This is a genomic window from Pseudomonas tremae (assembly GCF_023278125.1).
In the GTDB taxonomy this organism is placed as follows: Bacteria; Pseudomonadota; Gammaproteobacteria; order Pseudomonadales; family Pseudomonadaceae; genus Aquipseudomonas; species Aquipseudomonas tremae.
Map to the genome: position 1 here is coordinate 4,842,948 of NZ_CP066270.1, position 20,812 is coordinate 4,863,759.

At 61.2% G+C, this 20,812-nt stretch carries 11 protein-coding genes; 3 read left to right on the forward strand and 8 right to left on the reverse strand.

Annotation, left to right across the window (positions count from 1 at the left end):
• Position 1 precedes the first annotated feature (1 nt).
• Positions 2 to 3,391 carry a mechanosensitive channel MscK gene (gene mscK / locus I9H09_RS21820; RefSeq protein ID WP_005888379.1) on the forward strand — a complete coding sequence of 1,130 codons (3,390 nt, stop codon included), beginning with the start codon at positions 2 to 4 and terminating at the stop codon, positions 3,389 to 3,391.
• A 63-nt stretch (positions 3,392 to 3,454) separates the two neighbouring features.
• Here the strand turns inward: mscK and I9H09_RS21825 are convergent, their stop codons facing one another.
• Genes I9H09_RS21825 through I9H09_RS21845 form a run of 5 tightly spaced genes read right to left on the reverse strand, consistent with a single transcriptional unit; the run spans position 3,455 to position 9,612 of the window.
• On the reverse strand, positions 3,455 to 5,188 hold the full coding sequence (locus I9H09_RS21825; RefSeq protein ID WP_122347231.1) for an acetyl/propionyl/methylcrotonyl-CoA carboxylase subunit alpha: 1,734 nt from the start codon (positions 5,186 to 5,188) through the stop codon (positions 3,455 to 3,457).
• Entirely contained in the window at positions 5,185 to 6,789 is a 1,605-nt protein-coding gene (locus I9H09_RS21830) for a 5-oxoprolinase subunit B/C family protein (RefSeq protein WP_122312952.1), read from the reverse strand. Before I9H09_RS21830 ends, I9H09_RS21825 begins: the two co-directional genes overlap by 4 nt.
• Before the next feature lie 9 nt (positions 6,790 to 6,798).
• The gene (locus I9H09_RS21835) at positions 6,799 to 7,596 is read right to left on the reverse strand and encodes a putative hydro-lyase (protein WP_122347230.1); all 798 of its coding nucleotides are present in this window, start codon (positions 7,594 to 7,596) and stop codon (positions 6,799 to 6,801) included.
• Between the two features lie 2 nt (positions 7,597 to 7,598).
• Positions 7,599 to 8,363, reverse strand: a complete 765-nt coding sequence (locus I9H09_RS21840; protein ID WP_024668627.1) for a LamB/YcsF family protein — start codon at positions 8,361 to 8,363, stop codon at positions 7,599 to 7,601.
• Positions 8,364 to 8,379: 16 nt separating this feature from the next.
• Complete coding sequence (locus I9H09_RS21845) at positions 8,380 to 9,612, reverse strand: NRAMP family divalent metal transporter (RefSeq protein WP_122347229.1); 1,233 nt, start codon at positions 9,610 to 9,612, stop codon at positions 8,380 to 8,382.
• 253 nt (positions 9,613 to 9,865) lie between these two features.
• Here I9H09_RS21845 and I9H09_RS21850 point away from each other — a divergent pair, with 253 nt between their 5' ends.
• A complete protein-coding gene (locus tag I9H09_RS21850; RefSeq protein WP_122312962.1) occupies positions 9,866 to 10,531 on the forward strand; it encodes a GntR family transcriptional regulator in 666 nt (221 codons plus the stop codon).
• 137 nt (positions 10,532 to 10,668) lie between these two features.
• Positions 10,669 to 12,132 (forward strand): protein adenylyltransferase SelO, encoded by a 1,464-nt coding sequence (gene selO, locus I9H09_RS21855; protein ID WP_054997491.1) that lies wholly within the window; start codon positions 10,669 to 10,671, stop codon positions 12,130 to 12,132.
• Between the two features lie 63 nt (positions 12,133 to 12,195).
• Here the strand turns inward: selO and I9H09_RS21860 are convergent, their stop codons facing one another.
• The 3 genes from I9H09_RS21860 to I9H09_RS21870 are packed head-to-tail and all read right to left on the reverse strand — an operon-like array spanning position 12,196 to position 20,715.
• Positions 12,196 to 12,669 (reverse strand): chemotaxis protein CheW, encoded by a 474-nt coding sequence (locus I9H09_RS21860; protein WP_005888360.1) that lies wholly within the window; start codon positions 12,667 to 12,669, stop codon positions 12,196 to 12,198.
• Entirely contained in the window at positions 12,662 to 18,625 is a 5,964-nt protein-coding gene (locus I9H09_RS21865; RefSeq protein ID WP_236502254.1) for an Hpt domain-containing protein, read from the reverse strand. The genes I9H09_RS21860 and I9H09_RS21865 overlap by 8 nt, the downstream gene beginning before the upstream one ends.
• Positions 18,626 to 18,672: 47 nt before the next feature.
• On the reverse strand, positions 18,673 to 20,715 hold the full coding sequence (locus I9H09_RS21870; RefSeq protein ID WP_005888352.1) for a methyl-accepting chemotaxis protein: 2,043 nt from the start codon (positions 20,713 to 20,715) through the stop codon (positions 18,673 to 18,675).
• Positions 20,716 to 20,812 lie beyond the last annotated feature (97 nt).

Here is a 20,812-nt window from a genome sequence, read left to right on the forward strand (position 1 = left end):
TATGTTTTCCCTGCGTTCCATTTGTGCTGCCGCACTGTTTGCGCTTTGCCTGTCCACCTTCCCGGCGCTGGCCGCCGACCCTCCGACCAGCGAGGCTGTGCAGCAAAGTCTCGACAAGATTGCCGACCGCAAGCTGCCTGATGCCGATCAGAAGGCATTGCAGCAGGTACTCGAACAGACATTGGCGTTTTTAGCCAGCAAGAAAGACAGCGAGCAGAAACTCGAAGCGCTCAAGCAACAACTGGCTCAGGCCCCCAAGCAGACCTCGGAAAACCAGCGTGAACTGGCCCGCCTGAAAGAAAGCAAAGTGGTGCCCGTCGCCCAGCGCTACGGCGGCCTCGACGTGCCGCAACTGGAGCAGCTTCTCAGCCAGCGCAGCACCCAGCAAAGTGATTTGCAAAGCGAACTCAACGACGCTAACAGTCTGGCCATCACCGCGCAGACGCGACCGGAACGGGCACAGGCTGAGATCAGCGCCAATCAGACACGCATTCAGCAGATCAACGCCACCCTCAAAAGCGGCAAGGACAATGGAAAGACAATCAACGCCGACCAGCGCAACCTGCTCAATGCAGAACTGGCGTCGATCAATGCTCTGAACCTGTTACGCCGCCAGGAACTGGCCGGTAACAGCCAGCTTCAGGATCTGGGCAATAGCCAGCATGATTTGCTGACTGAGAAAGTAGCGCGTCAGGAGCAGGAAATTCAGGACCTGCAAACCCTGATCAACGACAAGCGCCGCGCCCAGTCACAGAAAACCGTGGCCGACCTGTCTCTGGAAGCGCAGAAATCCGGGGGCAGCAGCCTGCTGGCAACCGAGAGTTCTGAAAACCTCAAGCTCTCCGACTACTTGCTGCGCGGTACAGATCGCCTCAACGAACTGACCCAGCAAAACCTCAAGACCAAGCAGCAACTCGACAACCTGACTCAGACCGATCAGGCCTTGAGCGAGCAGATCAACGTCTTGAGCGGCAGCCTGCTGCTGTCGAAGATTCTCTACAAACAGAAGCAGTCCCTGCCGCATCTGGAGCTGGACACTGGCCTGGCTGACGAAATCGCCAACATCCGCCTGTACCAGTTCGACATCAACCAGAAGCGGGAGCAGATGAGCACCCCGAGCGCGTACGTAGAACGCCTGCTGGCTACGCAAGCGCCGGAAAACGTCACCCCGCAACTGCGCCGAACCCTGTTGGACCTGGCCATCACCCGCAGTGACCTGCTAGAGCGCTTGAACCGCGAACTTAGCGCGTTGCTCAATGAATCCATCACACTGCAATTGAACCAGAAGCAGTTGACCAGTACCGCTCAGGGCCTGCGCTCCACGCTGGACGAGCAGATGTTCTGGATTCCCAGCAACAAGCCGCTGGACCTGGAGTGGTTTCAGAACATCTGGCCACGTCTGGAAAAACAGGTCGCGACCCTGCCCTGGACTTCCAGCCTCAGCGAGCTGTCGGACGGCCTGACGCAGCGGCCGCTGCTGTTTCTACCACTGTTGCTGCTGATCGGTGTGCTCACTTGGAGACGCAAGGCGCTTTATCAGAAGCTCAACCGGTTGCACGCTGACATCGGTCACTTCAAGCGTGACAGCCAGTGGAAAACCCCGCTGGCGCTGTTGATCAACGTGCTGCTGGCCATGCCGGTAGCATTGGGGCTGGCGCTGTGCGGCTATGCCCTGCAGATCGACGCGCGCGGACAAAACGCTAATCTGGGCGAAGCGCTGCTGCAAATCGCCTTGGCCTGGCTGGTGTTCTACACCGCCTACCGCGTACTGGCACCCTCCGGCGTAGCGCAGCTGCATTTCCGCTGGGAACCGGCGCAGGTCGCGTTCCTGCGCGGCTGGGTTCGTCGCCTGGGGCTGGTGGTGCTGGCGCTGGTTGCCGTCGTAGCAGTCGCCGAGCACCAGCCTGCTGCGCTGTCTGACGACGTACTGGGTATCGGCGTCGTACTGACCTGCTACGCGCTGATGACCTGGCTGCTGGGCCGACTGCTGATCTCAAGCCCGACGCATCACAATGCTTCACTGTTCCGCAAAGCGATTGGCGTGGCATTCACGGCACTGCCCGTCGCGCTGTTTCTGGCGGTGTGCTTCGGTTATTACTACACCGCACTCAAGCTCAGCGACCGCCTGATCGACACGCTGTACCTGATGATGATCTGGCTGATGGTCGAAGCCACCTTCGTCCGTGGCCTTGGCGTAGCGGCACGGCGACTGGCCTATCAGCGCGCCTTGGCCAAGCGTCAGGCAGCCAGAGAAAACGGCGACAGCGATATCCCTGTCGAAGAGCCGAAGCTGGACATCGAACAGGTCAACCAGCAGTCGCTACGCCTGATCCGCCTGGCCTTGCTGGCCGGTTTCGTCGGCGCGCTGTATCTGGTCTGGGCCGAGCTGATCACGGTATTCGCCTATCTGGACAACATCATCCTCTACGAATACACCAGCGGCACCGGCGCCAACATGAGCATGGTGCCAATCAGCCTCAGCGACTTCCTCGGCGCCGGGGTGATCATCGTCACCACCTTCGTGCTGGCGGGCAACCTGCCTGGCCTGCTGGAAGTGCTGGTGCTGTCCCGCATGAACCTGGCACAGGGCAGCGCCTACGCCACCACTACCCTGCTGTCCTACACCATCGCCGGCATCGGTTTCGTGACCACCCTGTCGACGCTGGGCGTGAGCTGGGACAAACTGCAGTGGCTGGTCGCAGCGCTGTCGGTAGGCCTGGGGTTCGGCATGCAGGAAATCTTCGCCAACTTCATTTCGGGGATCATGATCCTCTTCGAACGACCGGTGCGGATCGGCGACACCATCACCATCGGCGCCCTGTCGGGTACGGTCAGCAAGATCCGCATCCGCGCCACGACCATCACCGATTTCGACCGCAAGGACATCATCGTCCCGAACAAGACCTTCATCACCGGCCAGCTCATCAACTGGTCGCTGACCGACACCGTAACCCGCGTGACCCTCAAACTGGGCGTGGACTATGGCTCTGACCTGGACCTGGTGCGTTCGTTACTGCTGCAAGCGGCCCGCGAAAACCCTCGCGTCCTCAAGGACCCGGAGCCCATCGTCTACTTCCTGAACTTCGGCGAAAGCACTCTCGACCACGAACTGCGCATGCACGTACGCGACCTGGGCGACCGCAACCCGGTACTTGACGAGATCAACCGTTTCATCAACCGCGAGTTCAAGAAGCAGCACATCAACATCTCGTTCCGCCAGATGGAGATCTACCTCAAGAACACCCAAGGCCTGGAATACAAACTGGTGCCAGCCGAACCCGGCGACAAGAACAGCGCGCCTACCGGGCAAACAACACTGCAACCGGTAGACACCAAAGTGGCACCAGCCACCAAGGACGCGCCAGAGCCGCCTGAGTTGCGGCTGGACTGAGACAACCAACCCGACACGCGTCAACCGGGCAACAAAGCCCGGTTGTGCGTAACAGCGATTACATCAGGCCTCAACCCGCCCAATCACCACTTTTGCCTCCAGATACTCGCCAGGTTCCTTGCTCACCTTCAACTGCCCGGCACACGGTGCCAGTATCGATGTCTCCATTTTCATGGCTTCCATGATCGCGATTACCTGACCGGCTTCTACCGTCGCTCCGTCCTCGACCGCCCACGCATGCAGATTACCGGCTACTGGCGTAAGCACTGCGTGCGGGTCAGGGGCGTCTGTAGCTGGCTGACTGGCATCCGTCGGTGCGGCAGAGTTCAGGCTCATGCCACGTAGCAGCGCAGCAGGCAGGCCCAGTTCATGCCGTTTGCCGTCGATTTCGACGAAGGTGCGCAGCACGCCCGGGTCGACCGGTGCGGCATTGCGCGGCGCGATAGTGACGTGTTCGGCGAAGTCGGTTTCGATCCAGCGAGTGTGTACGGCGAAGGTGTCGGCGGCGGTGAAGTCGTCGTGGTCCATGACGGCACGATGAAACGGCAGCACGGTGGCGACGCCTTCTACCTTGAACTCGGCCAGAGCGCGACGGGCGCGGCTGATGGCCTGTTCACGGGTTGCTCCGGTGACGATCAGTTTGGCGATCATCGAGTCGAAGTTGGGTGACACTCGCGAGCCGGCTGTCACGCCGGTGTCCAGCCGCACACCCGGTCCGGACGGCGGCTGGAACACGTCGATGGTGCCCGGCGTCGGCAGGAAACCGTTGCCTGCATCTTCGGCGTTGATACGAAATTCGAAGCTGTGGCCGCGTGGCACAGGCGTGCCGTCGAACGACAGCGGCAGGCCGTCGGCCACGCGCAGTTGCTCGATGACCAAATCGATGCCGCTGGTTTCTTCGGTGACCGGGTGCTCCACCTGCAAGCGGGTGTTGACCTCCAGGAACGACAGGGTGCCATCACCGCTGAGCAGGAATTCGACTGTCCCGGCACCGACGTAACCAGCCTCGGCACACACCGCTCGTGCGGAATCATGGATGCGCTGGCGCAGGTCGTCATTCAGGTAGGGCGCGGGTGCTTCTTCGATCAGCTTCTGGTTGCGGCGTTGCAGCGAGCAATCACGGGTGCCGACAACGACTACCCGGCCGTGGCGGTCGGCGATGATCTGCGCTTCGATGTGCCGAGGGCGGTCCAGAAAGCGCTCGACGAAACACTCGCCGCGGCCAAACGCTGAAACCGCTTCACGCACGGCGGACTCGTACAGTTCGGCAACCTCTTCTAGCTTCCAGGCCACTTTAAGGCCGCGACCGCCACCGCCAAAGGCTGCCTTGATGGCAATCGGCAGGCCGTACTGCTCGGCGAACGCGACCACTTCAGAGGCATCTTTCACCGGGTTTTCGGTGCCTGCCACCAGCGGCGCACCAACTTTAAGCGCGATACGACGGGCCTGAACCTTGTCGCCCAGCGCATCGATGGTGGCTGGGTCAGGGCCGATCCAGGTCAGACCGGCGTCGATAACGGCCCGAGCAAAATCGGCGCGTTCCGAGAGGAAGCCATAGCCTGGATGGACCGCGTCGGCACCCGCGCGCGCTGCTACGGCCAGCAGTTTCTCGATATTCAGGTAGGTATCGGTCGGGCGCTCGCCTTGCAGGCCATAGGCTTCATCGGCCTGACGCACATGCAGCGCGTCGATATCGGCATCGGCATACACCGCCACCGAGGCGACGCCATAGTCACGGCAGGCTCGGGCAATACGAACGGCAATTTCGCCACGGTTGGCAATCAGAACCTTTTTCATCTGTTATCGGTCTCGTCTGAAGTGGCGGGGCGCACTGGCTCGAAGGCGCTCAGCGGGTTGAAACGAATGCGGGCATTGACCGGAATCTGCCCGGCCTTATCGAGGTGATAGGTGGCAACTGCGCCGATCACCGGGTAGCCGCCGGTCAGCGGGTGGTCAGCCAGGAACAGCACTGGCTGGCCGCTGGGCGGCACCTGAATGGCGCCAACCGTGGTGCCTTCGCTGGGCAGTTCGCCACTGACGGCACGCTCCAGCGACTGCTCGCCCGCCAGGCGGATGCCGATCCGGTTGGATTGCGGCGTCACCAACCAGGTCTGTTGCGCCAGCAGTTGCTGGGCATCGGCGGTGAACCAGTCGCTGCGCGGGCCCATGACCACATCCAGGGTGATGATCTGATCATTACGCGGCATCTCGAAGGCCGTTTGCTCGGCAGTCGATACTGCAAGGCCGCCGGTTTTGCGCTTGAACCCCAGCCGATCACCGGCTGCCAGCGCTGCGGGACCAACCTGCGCCAGCGTGTCCGTAGACAGGCTGCCGAGCACTGGTTCATGCACAAAACCGCCCCGAACGGCCAGGTAACTGCGCAGCCCGGCACTGGGCGAGCCGATGCTGACCTGATCGCCGCTCTGCAAAGAAAATGGCGCATAAAGCGGCGGCTGCAACTTTTGCCCATCGGCCGTCAACACGTCGACGATGAGTTGCGCACCTGTGACCGCAACAACTGTCTGGCCCTCACACGTGAACGTCAGGCCGCCCATGAGAATTTCCAGGCAAGCAGTTGCCGGATCATTGCCAACCGCGCGATTGGCCGCACGCAGTGCGCCACGGTCCAGCGCGCCAGAAGCCGAAACGCCCTGCCCGGCCTGACCGGGACGGCCCAGGTCCTGAAACAGGGTTTGCAGGCCCGGCGTGACGATGTGCAGATAGTCTTCGGTGACCGTTGAAACCTGCCGATGGACTGGCGCAGGCACCGAAACACCGGCCACGGGCAGAGGACCCGCGTCTTGAAAGCGCACCCGATAACCGGGCTGAAGCAAGGCTGGCTCGTCCCGGCCCAGGTCCCACATCGTCGATGGGGTCACACCAATGATCTGCCAACCACCAGGGCTGGCCTGTGGATAAACACCGCTGAAACCACCCGCCAAGGCCACCGCGCCAGCCGGAATGCGGGTACGTGGCGTACTGCGGCGTGGCACTACGAAGCCCGCGCCGCCGCTCAGGTATGCGAAACCGGGCGCAAAGCCGCAGAACGCAACGTTGTAGTCGCTGCCAGTGTGGCGCTTGATCACTTCGTCGATGCTGATATCCAGCTCGCGGGCGACGTCGGCCAGGTCTTCGCCGTTGTAATGCACGGGTATTTCAATGAGCTTGCCGGGCTCGCGAGCGGTGCCGCGGATGTCACGTGAGGCAATCTGCGCCGCCAGCGCATTGAAACCGATGGCAGAAGGACGAAAATGCACCAGCAGTGTCCGGGCCGCCGGGACGATCTCCTCAACGCCAGCGACAGGCTGCTGCTGCAGTGACTCGAACAGAGCAAGAGTCTCGTCCAGATTCGACAGTTCAACCAGCAGCGCGTCCAGGTTGGCCGGGTAGAAACGCATGAGCCTCTCCTATACGTGGTAGTAGCTGTCGGGAATATCGGTAATGAACATGTGGCCCGGCGCGTGGGAAATGGCAAACGGCACACGGGATGCCATGACCACCGCTTGAGGCGTTACACCACAGGCCCAGAACACCGGAATCTCACCAGGTTTGATGGTCACCGCATCGCCGAAATCCGGACGCGCAAGGTCGCTGATGCCGAGCCGTTCAGGCTCACCGACATGCACTGGCGCGCCATGCACTCCGGGATAGCGTCCGGTTATTCTGGCCGCTTCTGCAACGCGGTCTGCTGCGGTGGGACGCATCGACACCACCATATTTCCCTGCAAGCGGCCGGCGGGCCTGCAGATACGATTGCTGCGATACATCGGCACGTTGCAGCCCTCGCTGATGTGTCGCACATCGATCCCGGCGTTCATCAGGTCGGTCTCGAAGGTGAAGCTGCAACCGATCAGAAAACTGACCAGATCACTGTGCTGAGCCCATATCTCGCGGGCGTCGCTGATTTCTTCGGCCAATTGGCCATCGCGCCAGACCCGATACAGCGGCAGGTCGGTGCGCAAGTCAGCCTGTTCGGCAAGTAACGTGGTGTAGCTGCCGGGTTCGGTCACGTCCAGCACCGGGCAGGCTTGCGGGTTGCGCTGAGCGAACAGCAGAAAGTCATAGGCCCAGTCGCGTGGCAGTGTGATCATGTTGCATTGGGTCAACCCAGGCGCCTGACCAGCAGTCGGCGAGACAAACCCTTCGCGGTAACGGGTACGGGCTTCGATGGCCGCCTGGCGGGCGTGTTGCAGTGTGCTGTTCATGATCAGCCTCGACTGAATGCGCGGACGGTAACGCCTGCTTCGTGCAAGCGGTCTTTCAGGATGCGGGCAATATTTACCGCGCCGGGGCTGTCGCCATGTACACAGATCGAATCGGCTTGCAGGCTGATCTCGCTACCGTCCTCGGCTTCGATGATGCCTTCGCGCACCAGGCGCAGCATGCGATCGGCGATCAGGCCGGCGTCGTGAAGTACGGCACCGGGCCGCGAGCGGGACACCAGCGTGCCTTCGACGGTATAGGCGCGGTCGGCGAATGCTTCGGCGACGCAAGACAGGCCCGCCTCCCGCGCCCAGCCGAGCAAGGGTGAATTGGCCAGGCACACCAGCTTCAGCGTGGGGTCAATGCGCAACAACGCCTGAATGACCGCCGCTGCCTGACGCTGATCGCCAGCAATGGTGTTGTATAGCGCGCCGTGGGGTTTGACGTAACTCACGGTTGTTCCGGCGCTGCGGGCCAGGCCTTGCAATGCGCCGATCTGGTAGATGACATCGGCCATCAACTGATCGGTCGGAATGTCCATGTTGCGACGGCCAAACCCGACCAGGTCCGGATACGCCACGTGAGCACCGACCGAGACGCCGCGTGCGGCAGCGGCTTCAAGGGTGCGCAGGATTCCGGCCGGGTCGCCGGCATGAAAGCCACACGCCACATTGGCGCTGCTGACCACATCGAGAATGGCCTCGTCGTCGCCCATGCTCCAGGCGCCGAAGCTTTCGCCGAGGTCACTGTTCAGGTCTATCGCAGGCATTTGCTGTTCTCCGAAATCAGGCTGCATTGATGAAGGCAAAGATAGGACCTACCGACATGAACGCCATGTACCACGACAGCAGGCAAGTCAGTACGCCCAGCACCAACAACCAGCGTGGATAGTGGTAGCCGTCCATCATGTCGGAACGGCGCCAGCCGACGTACATGAAAATACTCAGGCCCAGCGGCAGGATCAGGCCATTGAAGCCACCGGCAAACACCAGTAGCGCAGCCGGTGGTTTGCCCCACATTACGTATACGACCACGGTAATCAGAATAAAGCCGACCGTGGCCAGGTTGCGCCCGCGTTCGGTGATATGTTTTGAAAACACCGTGATGAACGACATCGATGTATAGGAAGCGCCGATCACGCTGCTGATACCCGCGGCCCAGAGCACCAGACCAAACATGATCAGACCGAAGTTGCCGGCAGCTGCGGTAAACGCCTGGGCTGCCGGGTTTGCGCCCTTGCCGGACACATCGATGACGACACCACTGGCGACCACGCCAAGGATCGCCAGAAACAACACGTAACGAACAATCCCCGTGACCAGAATACCGGTCAGCGCAGCTCTGGACACCACGTCGATGTTCTCGACGCCGACTGTGCCGCGATCAAGCAAGCGATGCGCACCAGCATAGGTGATGTAACCGCCGACGGTGCCACCGACAATGGTGGTGATGGCCGCGAAATCGATCAGGTCCGGCAGAACGGTCTGGCGCAGCGCTTCCCCCAGCGGAGGATGTGACGCAAACGCGGCAAACAGGATCAGGCCGACTTTCAGGGTGCCCAGCACCATCATGATGCGATCCATCGCGATGCCTGCCCGATGGGAGGAGAAGATCGCGATGGCGATCAACGCGCTCAACGCACCGCCCCACCTGGGGTCAAGGCCGGTCAGCGCATTCAAGCCCAGGCCCGCGCCGGCAATGTTGCCGAGGCTGAACACCAGCCCGCCAAAGATCACCAGCACCGCCAACAGATAGCCGCTGCCCGGAATCGCCGTATTGGCCAGATCGGCCGTGCGCATTCTGGTCAGAGTGACGATACGCCAGACGTTCAGTTGCACCACGAAGTCGATCAGGATCGATGCCAGAATGCCGAAGGCAAATGCCGCCCCCAAGGTCGCGGTGAAGGTAGCGGTCTGGGTCAGAAAGCCGGGGCCGATGGCAGAGGTCGCCATCATGAAGATCGCAGCGATCAAAGAAGCGCGGCGCGCCTTGGTGAACTCATTGGCAGTCTGTGTCACGGCGGCATTCCTGAGGTAGGGGGTAATCTGCCAGAGCAATGACCATGCCAAAGCTCAATCAAACAAGGCAACCTGTAGATACATAACGATAATATTGTTGAACAATCTAATCAGCCTAGGTCACTCATTCGCACCATATTGTTACGCACGAACTCAAGAGTGCTACCTGATGAAGCATCTGGTGACCTTCGTCCTTGCCAGCCAATACGCTGTCGTGGAATATCGACCTGGCTTTTTTCTCTCTGGACCCTTTATGAACGATGCTGCTTCTGCCCTTCCTCGTACGCTTGGAGAATCAATCACCGCAGAGCTTCGCAGGATGCTGGTTGAGGGCGAGCTGGTCCCCGGTCAACGCCTCTCGGAAGCGGCTCTGGCCGAGAGCCTGCAGATTTCTCGCAACACCTTGAGAGAAGCCTTCAGAATGCTGACCCGCGAAGGGTTGCTTACTCATGAGCCCAACCGTGGCGTGACCGTGGCCAAGCCTGATATCGCTTCGATCATCGATATCTATCGCATCCGGCGCTTTATCGAATGCCGGGCGATCTCCCAGGCTTATCCGCAGCATCCCGGTGTGCTGCACATGCGCAATGCGGTCGAGGCCGGCGTGCAGGCGCGTGAAGCCAGTGACTGGATTGCCGTGGGCACCGCTAACATGATGTTTCACAAGGCCATCGTCGAGCTGTCCGACAGCCCGCGACTGGTGGCCTTCTATGCGCAGATATCGGCAGAGTTGCGCTTGGCCTTCGGGCTGCTCAACAATCCCGAGCTGCTTCACTCCCCGTACCTCGACATGAACGCCGCCGTTCTCGGCTGTCTCGATGCAGGCAAGCCCTACGAGGCGATGCGCATGCTGGAGGATTACCTGGTGCAATCGGAGCGTACGGTGCTGGCCGCTTACGAGCGCAGCCGAAACCGATAGTCAGGGCCGATACCTGATCGCCAGAACTCCCGCTGATGGCCTGGGTCTACGGTTTCTGATCGTTGAAAACCGCCGACGAGCCCGACAGGCCGCCGTTCCGTTGCAAGCCTGACATTTTCCTCTGGAGGCGAAACGCTGTGAAAGCACTCGACGAACTCATTTTCGACAACCGCTTTGCCCGCCTGGGCGACGCGTTTTCCACCCACGTACTGCCCGAGCCAATCGACGCACCGCGTCTGGTGGTTGCCAGCCAGTCCGCCCTGGCGCTGCTGGACCTGGCCCCTGAACAGGCTGACCTGCCGCTGTTCGCGGAAATCTTCAGCGGCCACAAGCTGTGGGCCGAAGCCGAACCGCGGGCGATGGTTTATTCAGGCCACCAGTTTGGCTCCTATAACCCGCGTCTGGGTGATGGCCGTGGCCTGTTGCTTGGTGAGGTTTACAACGATGCAGGTGAGCATTGGGACCTGCACCTCAAGGGCGCGGGCCGCACGCCGTATTCGCGGATGGGCGATGGTCGCGCAGTGCTGCGCTCGTCGATTCGGGAGTTTCTGGCCTCTGAAGCGCTGCACGCGCTTGGCATTCCCAGCAGCCGCGCCGCTTGTGTGGTCAGCTCCAGCACGCCGGTTTGGCGAGAGACCCAGGAACACGCGGCTATGGTGTTGAGGCTGGCGCAGAGCCATGTGCGTTTTGGCAGTCTTGAGTACTTTTTCTACACCAAACAGCCCGAGCACCTGAAGACGCTGGCCGAACATGTGCTGACCATGCATTACCCGCAGTGTCAGGAGCAGCCTGAGCCGTATCTGGCGATGTTCCGGGAAATCGTCGAGCGCAATGCCGAGCTGATTGCCAAGTGGCAGGCTTACGGTTTTTGCCACGGTGTCATGAACACCGACAACATGTCGATTCTGGGCATTACCTTCGACTTCGGCCCGTTTGCGTTTCTGGACGATTTCGATGAGCACTTCATCTGCAACCACTCTGATCACGAAGGTCGTTACTCCTTCAGCAATCAAGTGCCTATTGCTCAGTGGAACCTCAGTGCGCTGGCGCAGGCATTGACGCCATTTGTGAGTGTGGAAGCATTGCGCGAGACAATCGGCCTGTTTTTGCCGCTGTATCAGGCGCACTACCTGGACCTGATGCGGCGCCGGCTGGGCCTGACGGTTGCCGAAGAACAGGACGACAAACTGATCAGTCAGCTACTGCAACTGATGCAGAACAGCGGCGTGGATTACACTCTGTTCTTCCGCCGCCTGGGCGATCAACCTGCTGCCGAAGCACTGCGCTCCTTGCGTGACGACTTTGTGGACATCAAGGGCTTCGACGGCTGGGCCGAGAAGTATCAGGCGCGTATCGCCCTTGAAGAAAGCGGCACCGAGCAGGACCGTCAGGCGCGCATGCACGCGGTCAATCCGCTGTACATTTTGCGCAACTACCTGGCCCAGAATGCCATCGCAGCGGCTGAAAAGGGTGACTACGAAGAAGTTCGCCGCCTGCATCAGGTGCTCTGCACGCCCTTCACCGAGCAACCCGGCATGCAAGGCTACGCCCAGCGCCCACCGGACTGGGGCAAGCATCTGGAGATCAGTTGTTCGTCATGAGGTTTTTGATCCTCATACCCATAGCTCGCGGGCGTCCGCTCTTGATGTGTCCGAAGATCGACGCTAGGGCGCCAGCCCCGCATCCACCAACCACTGCTCCAGACCTTCCAGGTCGGGAATGCGCGCGACGGTTTCGCCGATCTGTACGGCGGCCAGCTCCAGCTCGGCCAGCGGCACGTCGACGTAGCTCAACTGGCTGTCGACCTTGCACGACCTCGGAATGCCCTGGGTCAGCAGCGCGATGAATCTGATCCCGTTGCGCCCGCCCAGCGCGTTAAGCACCACGATCCGGGCGCGACCGCCCACTCGCGTGCGCCCACCGCAGGCAGCTTCGAAGCTGAGCAGCGGCAAGCTCAGTTCGCGCCAACTGATCAACCCCAGAAACCATTCGGGTGCGCCGGGTTCAGCGCTGCTGTCCTGGTAGTCGATCAGTTCGGCGACCGCGACATTAGGCAGCAGCAGGTGGCGGTCGCTCAGCGGCAACAGGAGGCCTGTCAGGCTGGTGAGCCGACTGGTCTGAAACGTACCTTCAGACATTTACCTGACTCCAGTAAGCGATGCTTTCCAGCAGCACGTTCTCCTGATAAGGCTTGCTCAGGTACTCGTTGACGCCCAGCGCCATTGCCCGGTCGCGGTGCTTCTGGCCGGAACGGGAAGTGATCATGATGATAGGCAGCTCCTTGAGCTGATCGTCCTGGCGGATCTGGCTGACCACCTCGAAGCCGTCCATGCGCGGCATTTCTATATCCAGCAACATGATATCGGGTGTGTGTTCCTGCAACAGGCTCATCGCGTCGATCCCGTCTTTGGCAGTCAACACATGCATGCCATTGCGCTCAAGCAACCGGCCGGTCACCTTGCGTACCGTCACCGAGTCGTCCACCACCATCACCAGCAACGGCCTGGCATGCTCGATCTCGGTGTATGCCGCAGGCGTGAACCCTTTGAAAGGCAGGCGCTGCAACGTACGAATCTGCGCCATCAGGTCGAGAATCAATACCACGCGGCCATCACCCAGAATGGTTGCCCCGGAAATCCCCTGCACTCTGGAAAACTGCGTCCCGAGGTTCTTGACCACAATTTCCCGCGAGCCTGCCAGCGCATCGACCTGCACTGCCACCCACTGATCCTGCAGATGCACCAGCAGCACCGGCAGAGGCTGCAGTTGCCCGACCAGCCTGGGCGGGCTGTTACCCAGTAGCTCGCCCAGGTAGCGCAGCTCGTAGCTGCGTCCGCCGTATTGATAACGCGGTGGAACGGTCTGGTAATAGCCATCCAGTTCGTTGGCCATCACCCGTACGATGCCATCGACCGTGTTGAGCGGCACTGCGTACTGCTCTTCGCCACACGCAACCATCAGCGCCCGATTGACCGAAACCGAAATCGGCAGACGGATGCGGAACCGCGTGCCTTTGCCTGGCACCGAGTCGATGACCATCGAGCCGCCCAGCTGCTTGACCTCGGCATGCACGACATCCATGCCAACGCCGCGCCCGGAAATCTGGGTGATGATATCGCTGGTGGAAAACCCGGCCTGCAAAATGAACGGCAAAACTTCATGATCGGACAAGTCTGCATCCGGGTGGATCATGCCGCGCTTGATGGCCTTGCGGCGCACTGCGGCCAGGTCGACCCCCGAACCGTCGTCGCTCAGCTCGATCAGGATGTCGCCGCCCTCGTGCATCAGCCCAAGCGTGATGCAACCCTCCTCAGGCTTTCCGGCAGCGATACGTTTTTCGGTGCTTTCAAGACCGTGATCGACGGCGTTACGCAGCATGTGTTCAAGCGGCGCGACCATTCGTTCCAGCACATTGCGGTCCATTTCACCTTCGGCATTGCCAACCTCGAAACGCACCTTCTTGTGCAGCTCGGACGCCACCTGGCGCACCACCCGGCGCAGGCGCGGCACCAGCCTCTCGAATGGCACCATGCGCGTGCGCATCAAGCCTTCCTGCAACTGGGTATTGACCCTTGCCTGCTGCGACAGCAGCGTTTCGGCATCTCGATTGCGTGCGCCGAGGGTCTCCTTGATATCCATCAGGTCGGAGGCAGACTCGAACAGCGCGCGCGACAATTGCTGCAACTGCGAATGGCGGTCCATTTCCAGCGGGTCGAATTCCTCATAGCCCAGCCGCTCGGCCTGCACCTGCTCGCGACTGAGAATGCGGCCCTGGGTTTCCATGTCCAGACGGCGCAACTGATCACGCATACGCTCGATGGTGGTTTCCAGCTCGACCAGCGTGATTTGCGAGTCGAGAATCTGCTGTTCGATGCGGCCACGGAATATCGACGTTTCACCCGCCAGGTTGACAAGGTCCTCCAATTGCTCGGCAGGCACTTTGACCATTTCCGGCCCGCTGCGCTCAGCCTCGCCGTCGGCGACCGGCGCTACCACCACGACAGGTTCCTGGCCAGACACCGAAGCCTGCGAAGGCAACGGCTCGCCTGCCGGCTCGTGGCGAGCCAGCTTGCGGATATTTTCGATCAGCAACGCAGCGTCGGGCAATTGCTTGTCGTTTCGCACCGCGTCCAGCATGTCGGCCAGCACATCGTGGCCGCTTTGCAACAGGCTGATCGTCAAGGGAGCGGGTTGCAGACTGCCGGCGGAAAGCCCTTCGTAGAGGGTTTCCAGCTCATGAGCCAGGTCGCCGATCGGGGCGATCTCGACCATTCGGGCGCCACCCTTGAGGGTGTGCAGGTCGCGCAGCAGGTTTTCGACCTCCAGCAGGTTATGCGGGTCGCTTTGCCAGCGGGCCAGCGCCGCACCGGAGCTTTCTATAATGTCGAAGCCTTCCTCGAGAAAGACCTCACGCAGCTCGTTGTCATGCTCTGGCGGGTCTTCACTGGGGACGGGCGGCGCCTGCACGTCCGGTGCGGCACTCTCGGCATTGCGGCAGCGGCCCAGTGCGTCGATCAGGGCCGAGGGATCGCTGAGCGGCTCGTGCCGATACAGCTGTTCCAGCAGAATCGCCAGATGATCGTGACTTTCGTGCAGCAGCTCTGCCAATGCTGCTGAATGGTGGAAGCGCCGGTCGATCAAGCCTTCGTAAAGGTTTTCCAGTTCATGGGCGAGGTCGCCGACTTCCGCCACTTCAGCCATCCGCGCACCACCCTTGAGGGTGTGCAGGTCGCGCTGCAACGAAGCCAGTGGCGCCGGGTTTTCCGGATCAGCCAGCCAGCGCTGCAAGGCCTGCCCGGCGCTGTCGAGGATATCGACGGCTTCTTCCAGAAATATTTCGACAATTTCATCGTCCGCATCGGCAGTGTCAGCAGGCGCAGCCTCGCTGGCCAGTTGCTCGGTCGCAGCATTGAGTTCGGTGACAGTCAGGGTCTGGTGGCCGTCACTCTTGACCAGCCCGGTCGCCGACGGGTCGAGTGCTTGATCCAGCAGTTGGTGCAGGGCGCGCACGCATTCCGGACGAGGCTCGACATCCTGACCGGCAGCCACCTGATCAAGCATGTTGATCAGGGCCTCGTGGGCGTTTTCCGCCACATCGAAAAAGCGCTCGCTGACTGCCAGGCTGCTTTCCTCGACCGAACCATAAAGGTCGAGCAAGGCTTCGCACAATTCGTCGACCTGCGGCAGATCGGCCAGGTGGGCGCCATGCCCCAGGGTCGTCAGTTCGTCGAGCAGCGCGCTCAGCTCCTGCCGCTCGCCGGGGTGCTGACGCCAGCGCCGCAGGAGGTTTTCGGCGTCCAGCACAATGTCCATGCCTTCAGCCAGAAAGCTGGCAATCAGCTGGGGATTACGCTTGATTCGCAAGCCACTGTCCGACTCGCGCAGCACCGCGGCGAGCCGGTCGTTGAGCAGCGAGAAGGCTGCTTCGATCAGTTGCGGTGCGCCCGGAATTTCAGCCAGCGGGGTAGTGTCCAGCTGCTCCAGCCCCTTGTGCAGCAAGGGCTCGGCACTGCGCAGCAGGCTGAGTTCAGGCGGTCCGATATCGATCAGGTTGGCCTTGTATTCGCGCACCAGTTGATCGAGCGGGTTGGCCAGCTCGGCAATCGGCAGCACGTCGGCCATGTGCGCGCTGCCCTTGAGCGTATGCAGGGCGCGCAATACCGCGTCACTGATCGAAGGCGACAGTGACTGTTCGGCGACGTCGAGGAATCGGCCAAGCGTGCTCAGATGCCCAAGCGCTTCCTGACGGAAAATTTCCAGCAACTGCGGATCCAGCGCCTTGTCCGCCTCAGGTTCATCGCGAGCGGCAAGCGTCGGCGCTTCCAGGCCGTTGGCCAGCGCATGGGCTCGGGCCGCCAACAGGTCGACATCGTTGCGCTGGCACTGCGCACCGTCGGCAAAATCGCGGATCACCGACGGCAACAACGTCAGCACTTCGCTCATCAACTGCTGCACTTCCAGCCCCGGCAACACCTCGCCTTCCAGAACCCGATTGAGCAGGTTCTCCACCGACCATGCCAGCTCGCTGAGGATCAGCGCTCGTACCATGCGGCCGCTACCCTTGAGGGTATGAAAAGCCCGGCGTACTTCGGTGAGCGCAGCGCTGTCCCACTGGGGGCCTTTGCCAAGCGATGCAAACCAGCGCGGCAGGTACTCGCCCAAGGCATCGAGCACCTCGTCGGCCTCCTCTAGAAACACATCGCGCAATTCGTCGTCTACCGCCTCCTCTTCAGTAGAAGGTGGCAGCAGGCTGGCCGGTACGTTGCGCGCAGGCGGATTGACCGCAGACAGCGGGCTGGCGAGGACTTGCGCGATGGTTTGCGTAGGGCTTACCAGCGCTTGGCGATCATCCAGTTCCAGCAACTCGTCCTGAGTGATGATTTCATCGAGCAGCGGTACCTCAAGGGTGTCCGTGACCGGGGTATAACCCAGACGGGCGAGGCTCTGCTGGGCCATGTCCAGCACCTGATCGCCCGGCGCCTCGTGGTCCTCGAGCATGCGCTCAAGGTAGTACTCGATGCCGGTGATGGTATCGGCCAGACAATCGAGCTGCACAGGAGTCGGACGGGTTTCGTCAACCAGCAGGTGTTCCTGAATGTATTCGTTACAGGCAGCCAGCAGGCTTGCCGCACGGGCCAGCGGGATCATTGCCAGCGCACCACGCACCTGCACCAGCAAGGCACAGAGCGGGTCGAGTCGCTGTCGGTCCCACTCGCCATCGATGTAATCGAGAATGACGTCCTTGGCCTGCTGCAACACATTGCGCGCTTCGCGGATCACCAATTGGTGGATCTGTGTCAGGTCGGTGGTCGGCAGTCGGCTCTCTTCGCGGCTTGACTGCTCGTGGCTGCCGGCCATGCCCGCCAGGGTCGATTCGACATACAACAATGCGCCCGCGACATCCATCAGCGCGCCATCAGTAGGCTCACGCTGCCCCTGCGCCAGCCCCAGAACAACGGAAAGCTGATCGATGATCACCTTGCGCGGCTGACCAAAACCGAGCACCGCCAGGGTGTCGGCGATCTGGCGCAGCGGAGGCAACAGCGCATTGAGCTCGCTGACGTGCTGGCGATCGCCGCGCACGAACACATCCAGGCGCTCCTTGACCCGCACCAGTCCTTCGCACAACGCCGTGATCACCGAGCGCATCGCGTCCCGGTCCGGGCCGGCCATGCGCGCACGCTCTTCGTCGACCACATCGCTGCCGGGCAAGGCGTCGGCCAGCGCGTACTGATCCTTGAGGTCGAGCATCTTCGGCGCCAGGCTGTCGGACTTGGCGATATAGAACAGCAGGCTTTTCAGCAATTCTTCGGGCGCAGGCTGATTGATGCCTGTCACCCCCTGTTCCGCCAGGCGCTTGAGCTCCTTGTCGGCATCCTTCAACAGGCTGCGCAAGGCCGGACTGTTGGTGAAATTGCCGTTGAGCATGGTTTCGACCAGAGCCGTGGAAATACGCCACAGCGGCCCTAGCGGTGCGTCCTCGCACAATTGCTCCAGCCGGGCAAAGACCTTGGCTATGTAACCGAGCTGGGTCTGCACGCCCTGCTCGCGCATGAGCCCCGCCAGCGCAGCCTGCAAGGTCTGACGCAGCTTGCGCAGCAGGTTGGGCAGGTCCGGAGTATTGCGGCGGGCCAGTTCGTCATCATCAAGCGGCGGAACGTTGACCAGTTGCGGAGCGAACAGGCTGGTCTCCGACAACAGGCTTTCGCCCCGCGCACTGCGCAGGTCGTTGAGCAACGGCAGCACCACCATCGGCAGATCACGGCGCGCCGAGTGAATACGCTCCAGATAGATCGGCAGCTGGCTCATGGCCTGGATGAGCAACTGCTCGGACTCGACCGGATGAGTAACGCGGTTCTGTTGAACGGCCAGCACCAGTTGCTCGATTTCCTCGGCCAGCAAAGCGGCACCGTAGAACTCGATCATCTGCAGGCTGCCGTGAACCTGATGCACCAGGTTCAGACACTCGGCCATCGCCGCGCTGTCGGACGGGTCTTCGATAAACGCGTCCAGCGTCTCTCGGGCCTGTCGCAGCGTCTCGGCGATCTCGCCCTTGAGCCATTCAAGGGCCACGTAGTCGTGACGATCAGCCATGACGAATCCCGCCTGTTGTACCGCCAAGAGTGTTCATGTCTTGAACATCATCCGATTTTCTTCGAGGGCGGCAAGGTGAACCCCGACACCGAGCGGCGCATTTCGCTGGCCATCTTCGCCAGATTGCCGATGCTCTCGGCGGTGGCCGCTGTGCCCGAGGTGGTCTGGGACGTGGTCTGTTGAATCACGGTCATGGTCTTGGAAATCTGTCCGGCAGACTCGGCCTGTTGATGGGCGGCCTCGGTGATACTTTCGATCAGTTCGGCCAGCACTCTGGAAACCCCTTCGATTTCCCCCAGCGCCACACCGGCGTCCTGCGCCAGCCGCGCACCGCGCACCACTTCGCTGGTGGTCTGCTCCATGGAGATGACCGCCTCGTTGGTGTCGTTCTGGATGGCGCGCACCAGCGTTTCGATCTGCTTGGTGGCGGACGAAGATCGCTCGGCCAGCCGCTGTACTTCGTCGGCGACCACTGCAAAGCCGCGCCCCGCATCTCCGGCCATCGACGCCTGAATGGCCGCATTGAGCGCCAGAATGTTGGTCTGGTCGGCAATATCGTCAATCAGGCTGACTATGTCGCCGATTTCCTGCGAAGACTCGCCAAGCCGCTTGATACGCTTGGAGGTATCCTGAATCTGTTCGCGAATGTTGTCCATGCCGTGGATGGTGTTATGCACCACCTCGTTGCCTTTGTTGGCGATTGCCACCGAACGCGCTGCCACCGTCGAGGATTCCGACGCATTGGCCGAGACCTGATCGATAGAGGCTGCCATGTCGTTGATCGACGTCGAGGCTGCACTGATCTGCAACGCCTGATGCTCGGATGCAGCAGACAGTTGCATCGCCGTGGCCTGGGTCTCGGCCACTGCGGCAGCCACCTGTTCGGCGGTCAGGTTGATGGTCACCACCAGTTCGCGCAGTTGGTCGATGGAGTAGTTGATGGAGTCAGCAATCGCGCCGGTAAAGTCTTCGGTGACCGAGGCGGTCACGGTCAGGTCGCCATCGGCCAGGCTCTCGATCTCGTCCAGCAGGCGCATGATCGCGGTCTGGTTGCGCTCGCTTTTCTGTGCGGTTTCGCGCAGCTGACGGTTGGTTTCGCGGACCATGACCAGGCCGATCAGGATGATCGACATCAGCGCCAGCAGCCCCAGCACGTACCCCCCGACAGTATTCATCGTGCGGCGTTTGGCGAGGTTTTCCAGACTGTTGGCGAGTACCGAGGTTTCATCCAGCAGGGTCTGCGAGGTGTTGAAGATATTGCCGGACGCCTCGCGCACCTGGTAAAGCTCGGGCGACGTCTCCAGAATTTCGTCCACCGAGCCGGACACAAACTCGAACAGCTCGGCAATTTCTGCCAGTCGAGCGCGGGCATCGCGGTCCTCGACCTGGGTGATTCGCAGCGTGGCGTTGCCTTCCAGCATGCCATTCAGCACCCGGCCGAACTGGCTGGCATCACGGCCAAACGCGTCGGCAGCCTGTACCGCCGTTTCGTCACCGGCCAGTACCGTATTGACCGAGCCGAGAATACGCTCAGCCAGCAGTGCCTGACGCTGTGCGACGACAACCTGGGCTGCGGGCGCACGACTTTGCAGAAGGTTCTCGACAACCTTTTCGTATTCGGCCTGCAGTTGCGGAATGGTTTCGGCCAGTGTCGCAGCCACCTGATGCAGCGACAGCACAGTCTGCTCGCTGGCAAGAATCACGTCGGTGCTCTTGCGCAGCCCCTCCCAATCCTTCTGCACAGTGCGCAATTCTTCACGGATCAGGTCGGGGGCGGCGGGCAGGCCGGTGGCCGGGTCGCCTTTCTTCAAATAGCCCCAACGCACGTCGAAATCATTGCGCGCGTCAGCCAGCAGCTTGAACGCCTGAGTTTTCCCGGCTGCCGCTTCAGTGGCGTTTTTCGCGATTCGCTGGGACAGGACACGCAGCTCACCGGCATGTCCGATGTACTGCTTGTCGTAATTCGACTGTGTATTGAGGTACGCGAAATTGGCGAACAGCAACACGATGAAAACGATAAGCGCGACGAACAGCAGGATGATCTGCGTCCGGCTTCGTGCGCCCTCCAGTGACCTGCCTGTATTACTCATTAATCAGGCCCCCGCCTGGATCAATTGTGAAACATAACAAACCAAAGCCTAGGCTCTGTACGAAAGTTGGCGAGCGAAGGTCAGGCAAGGCAAAACA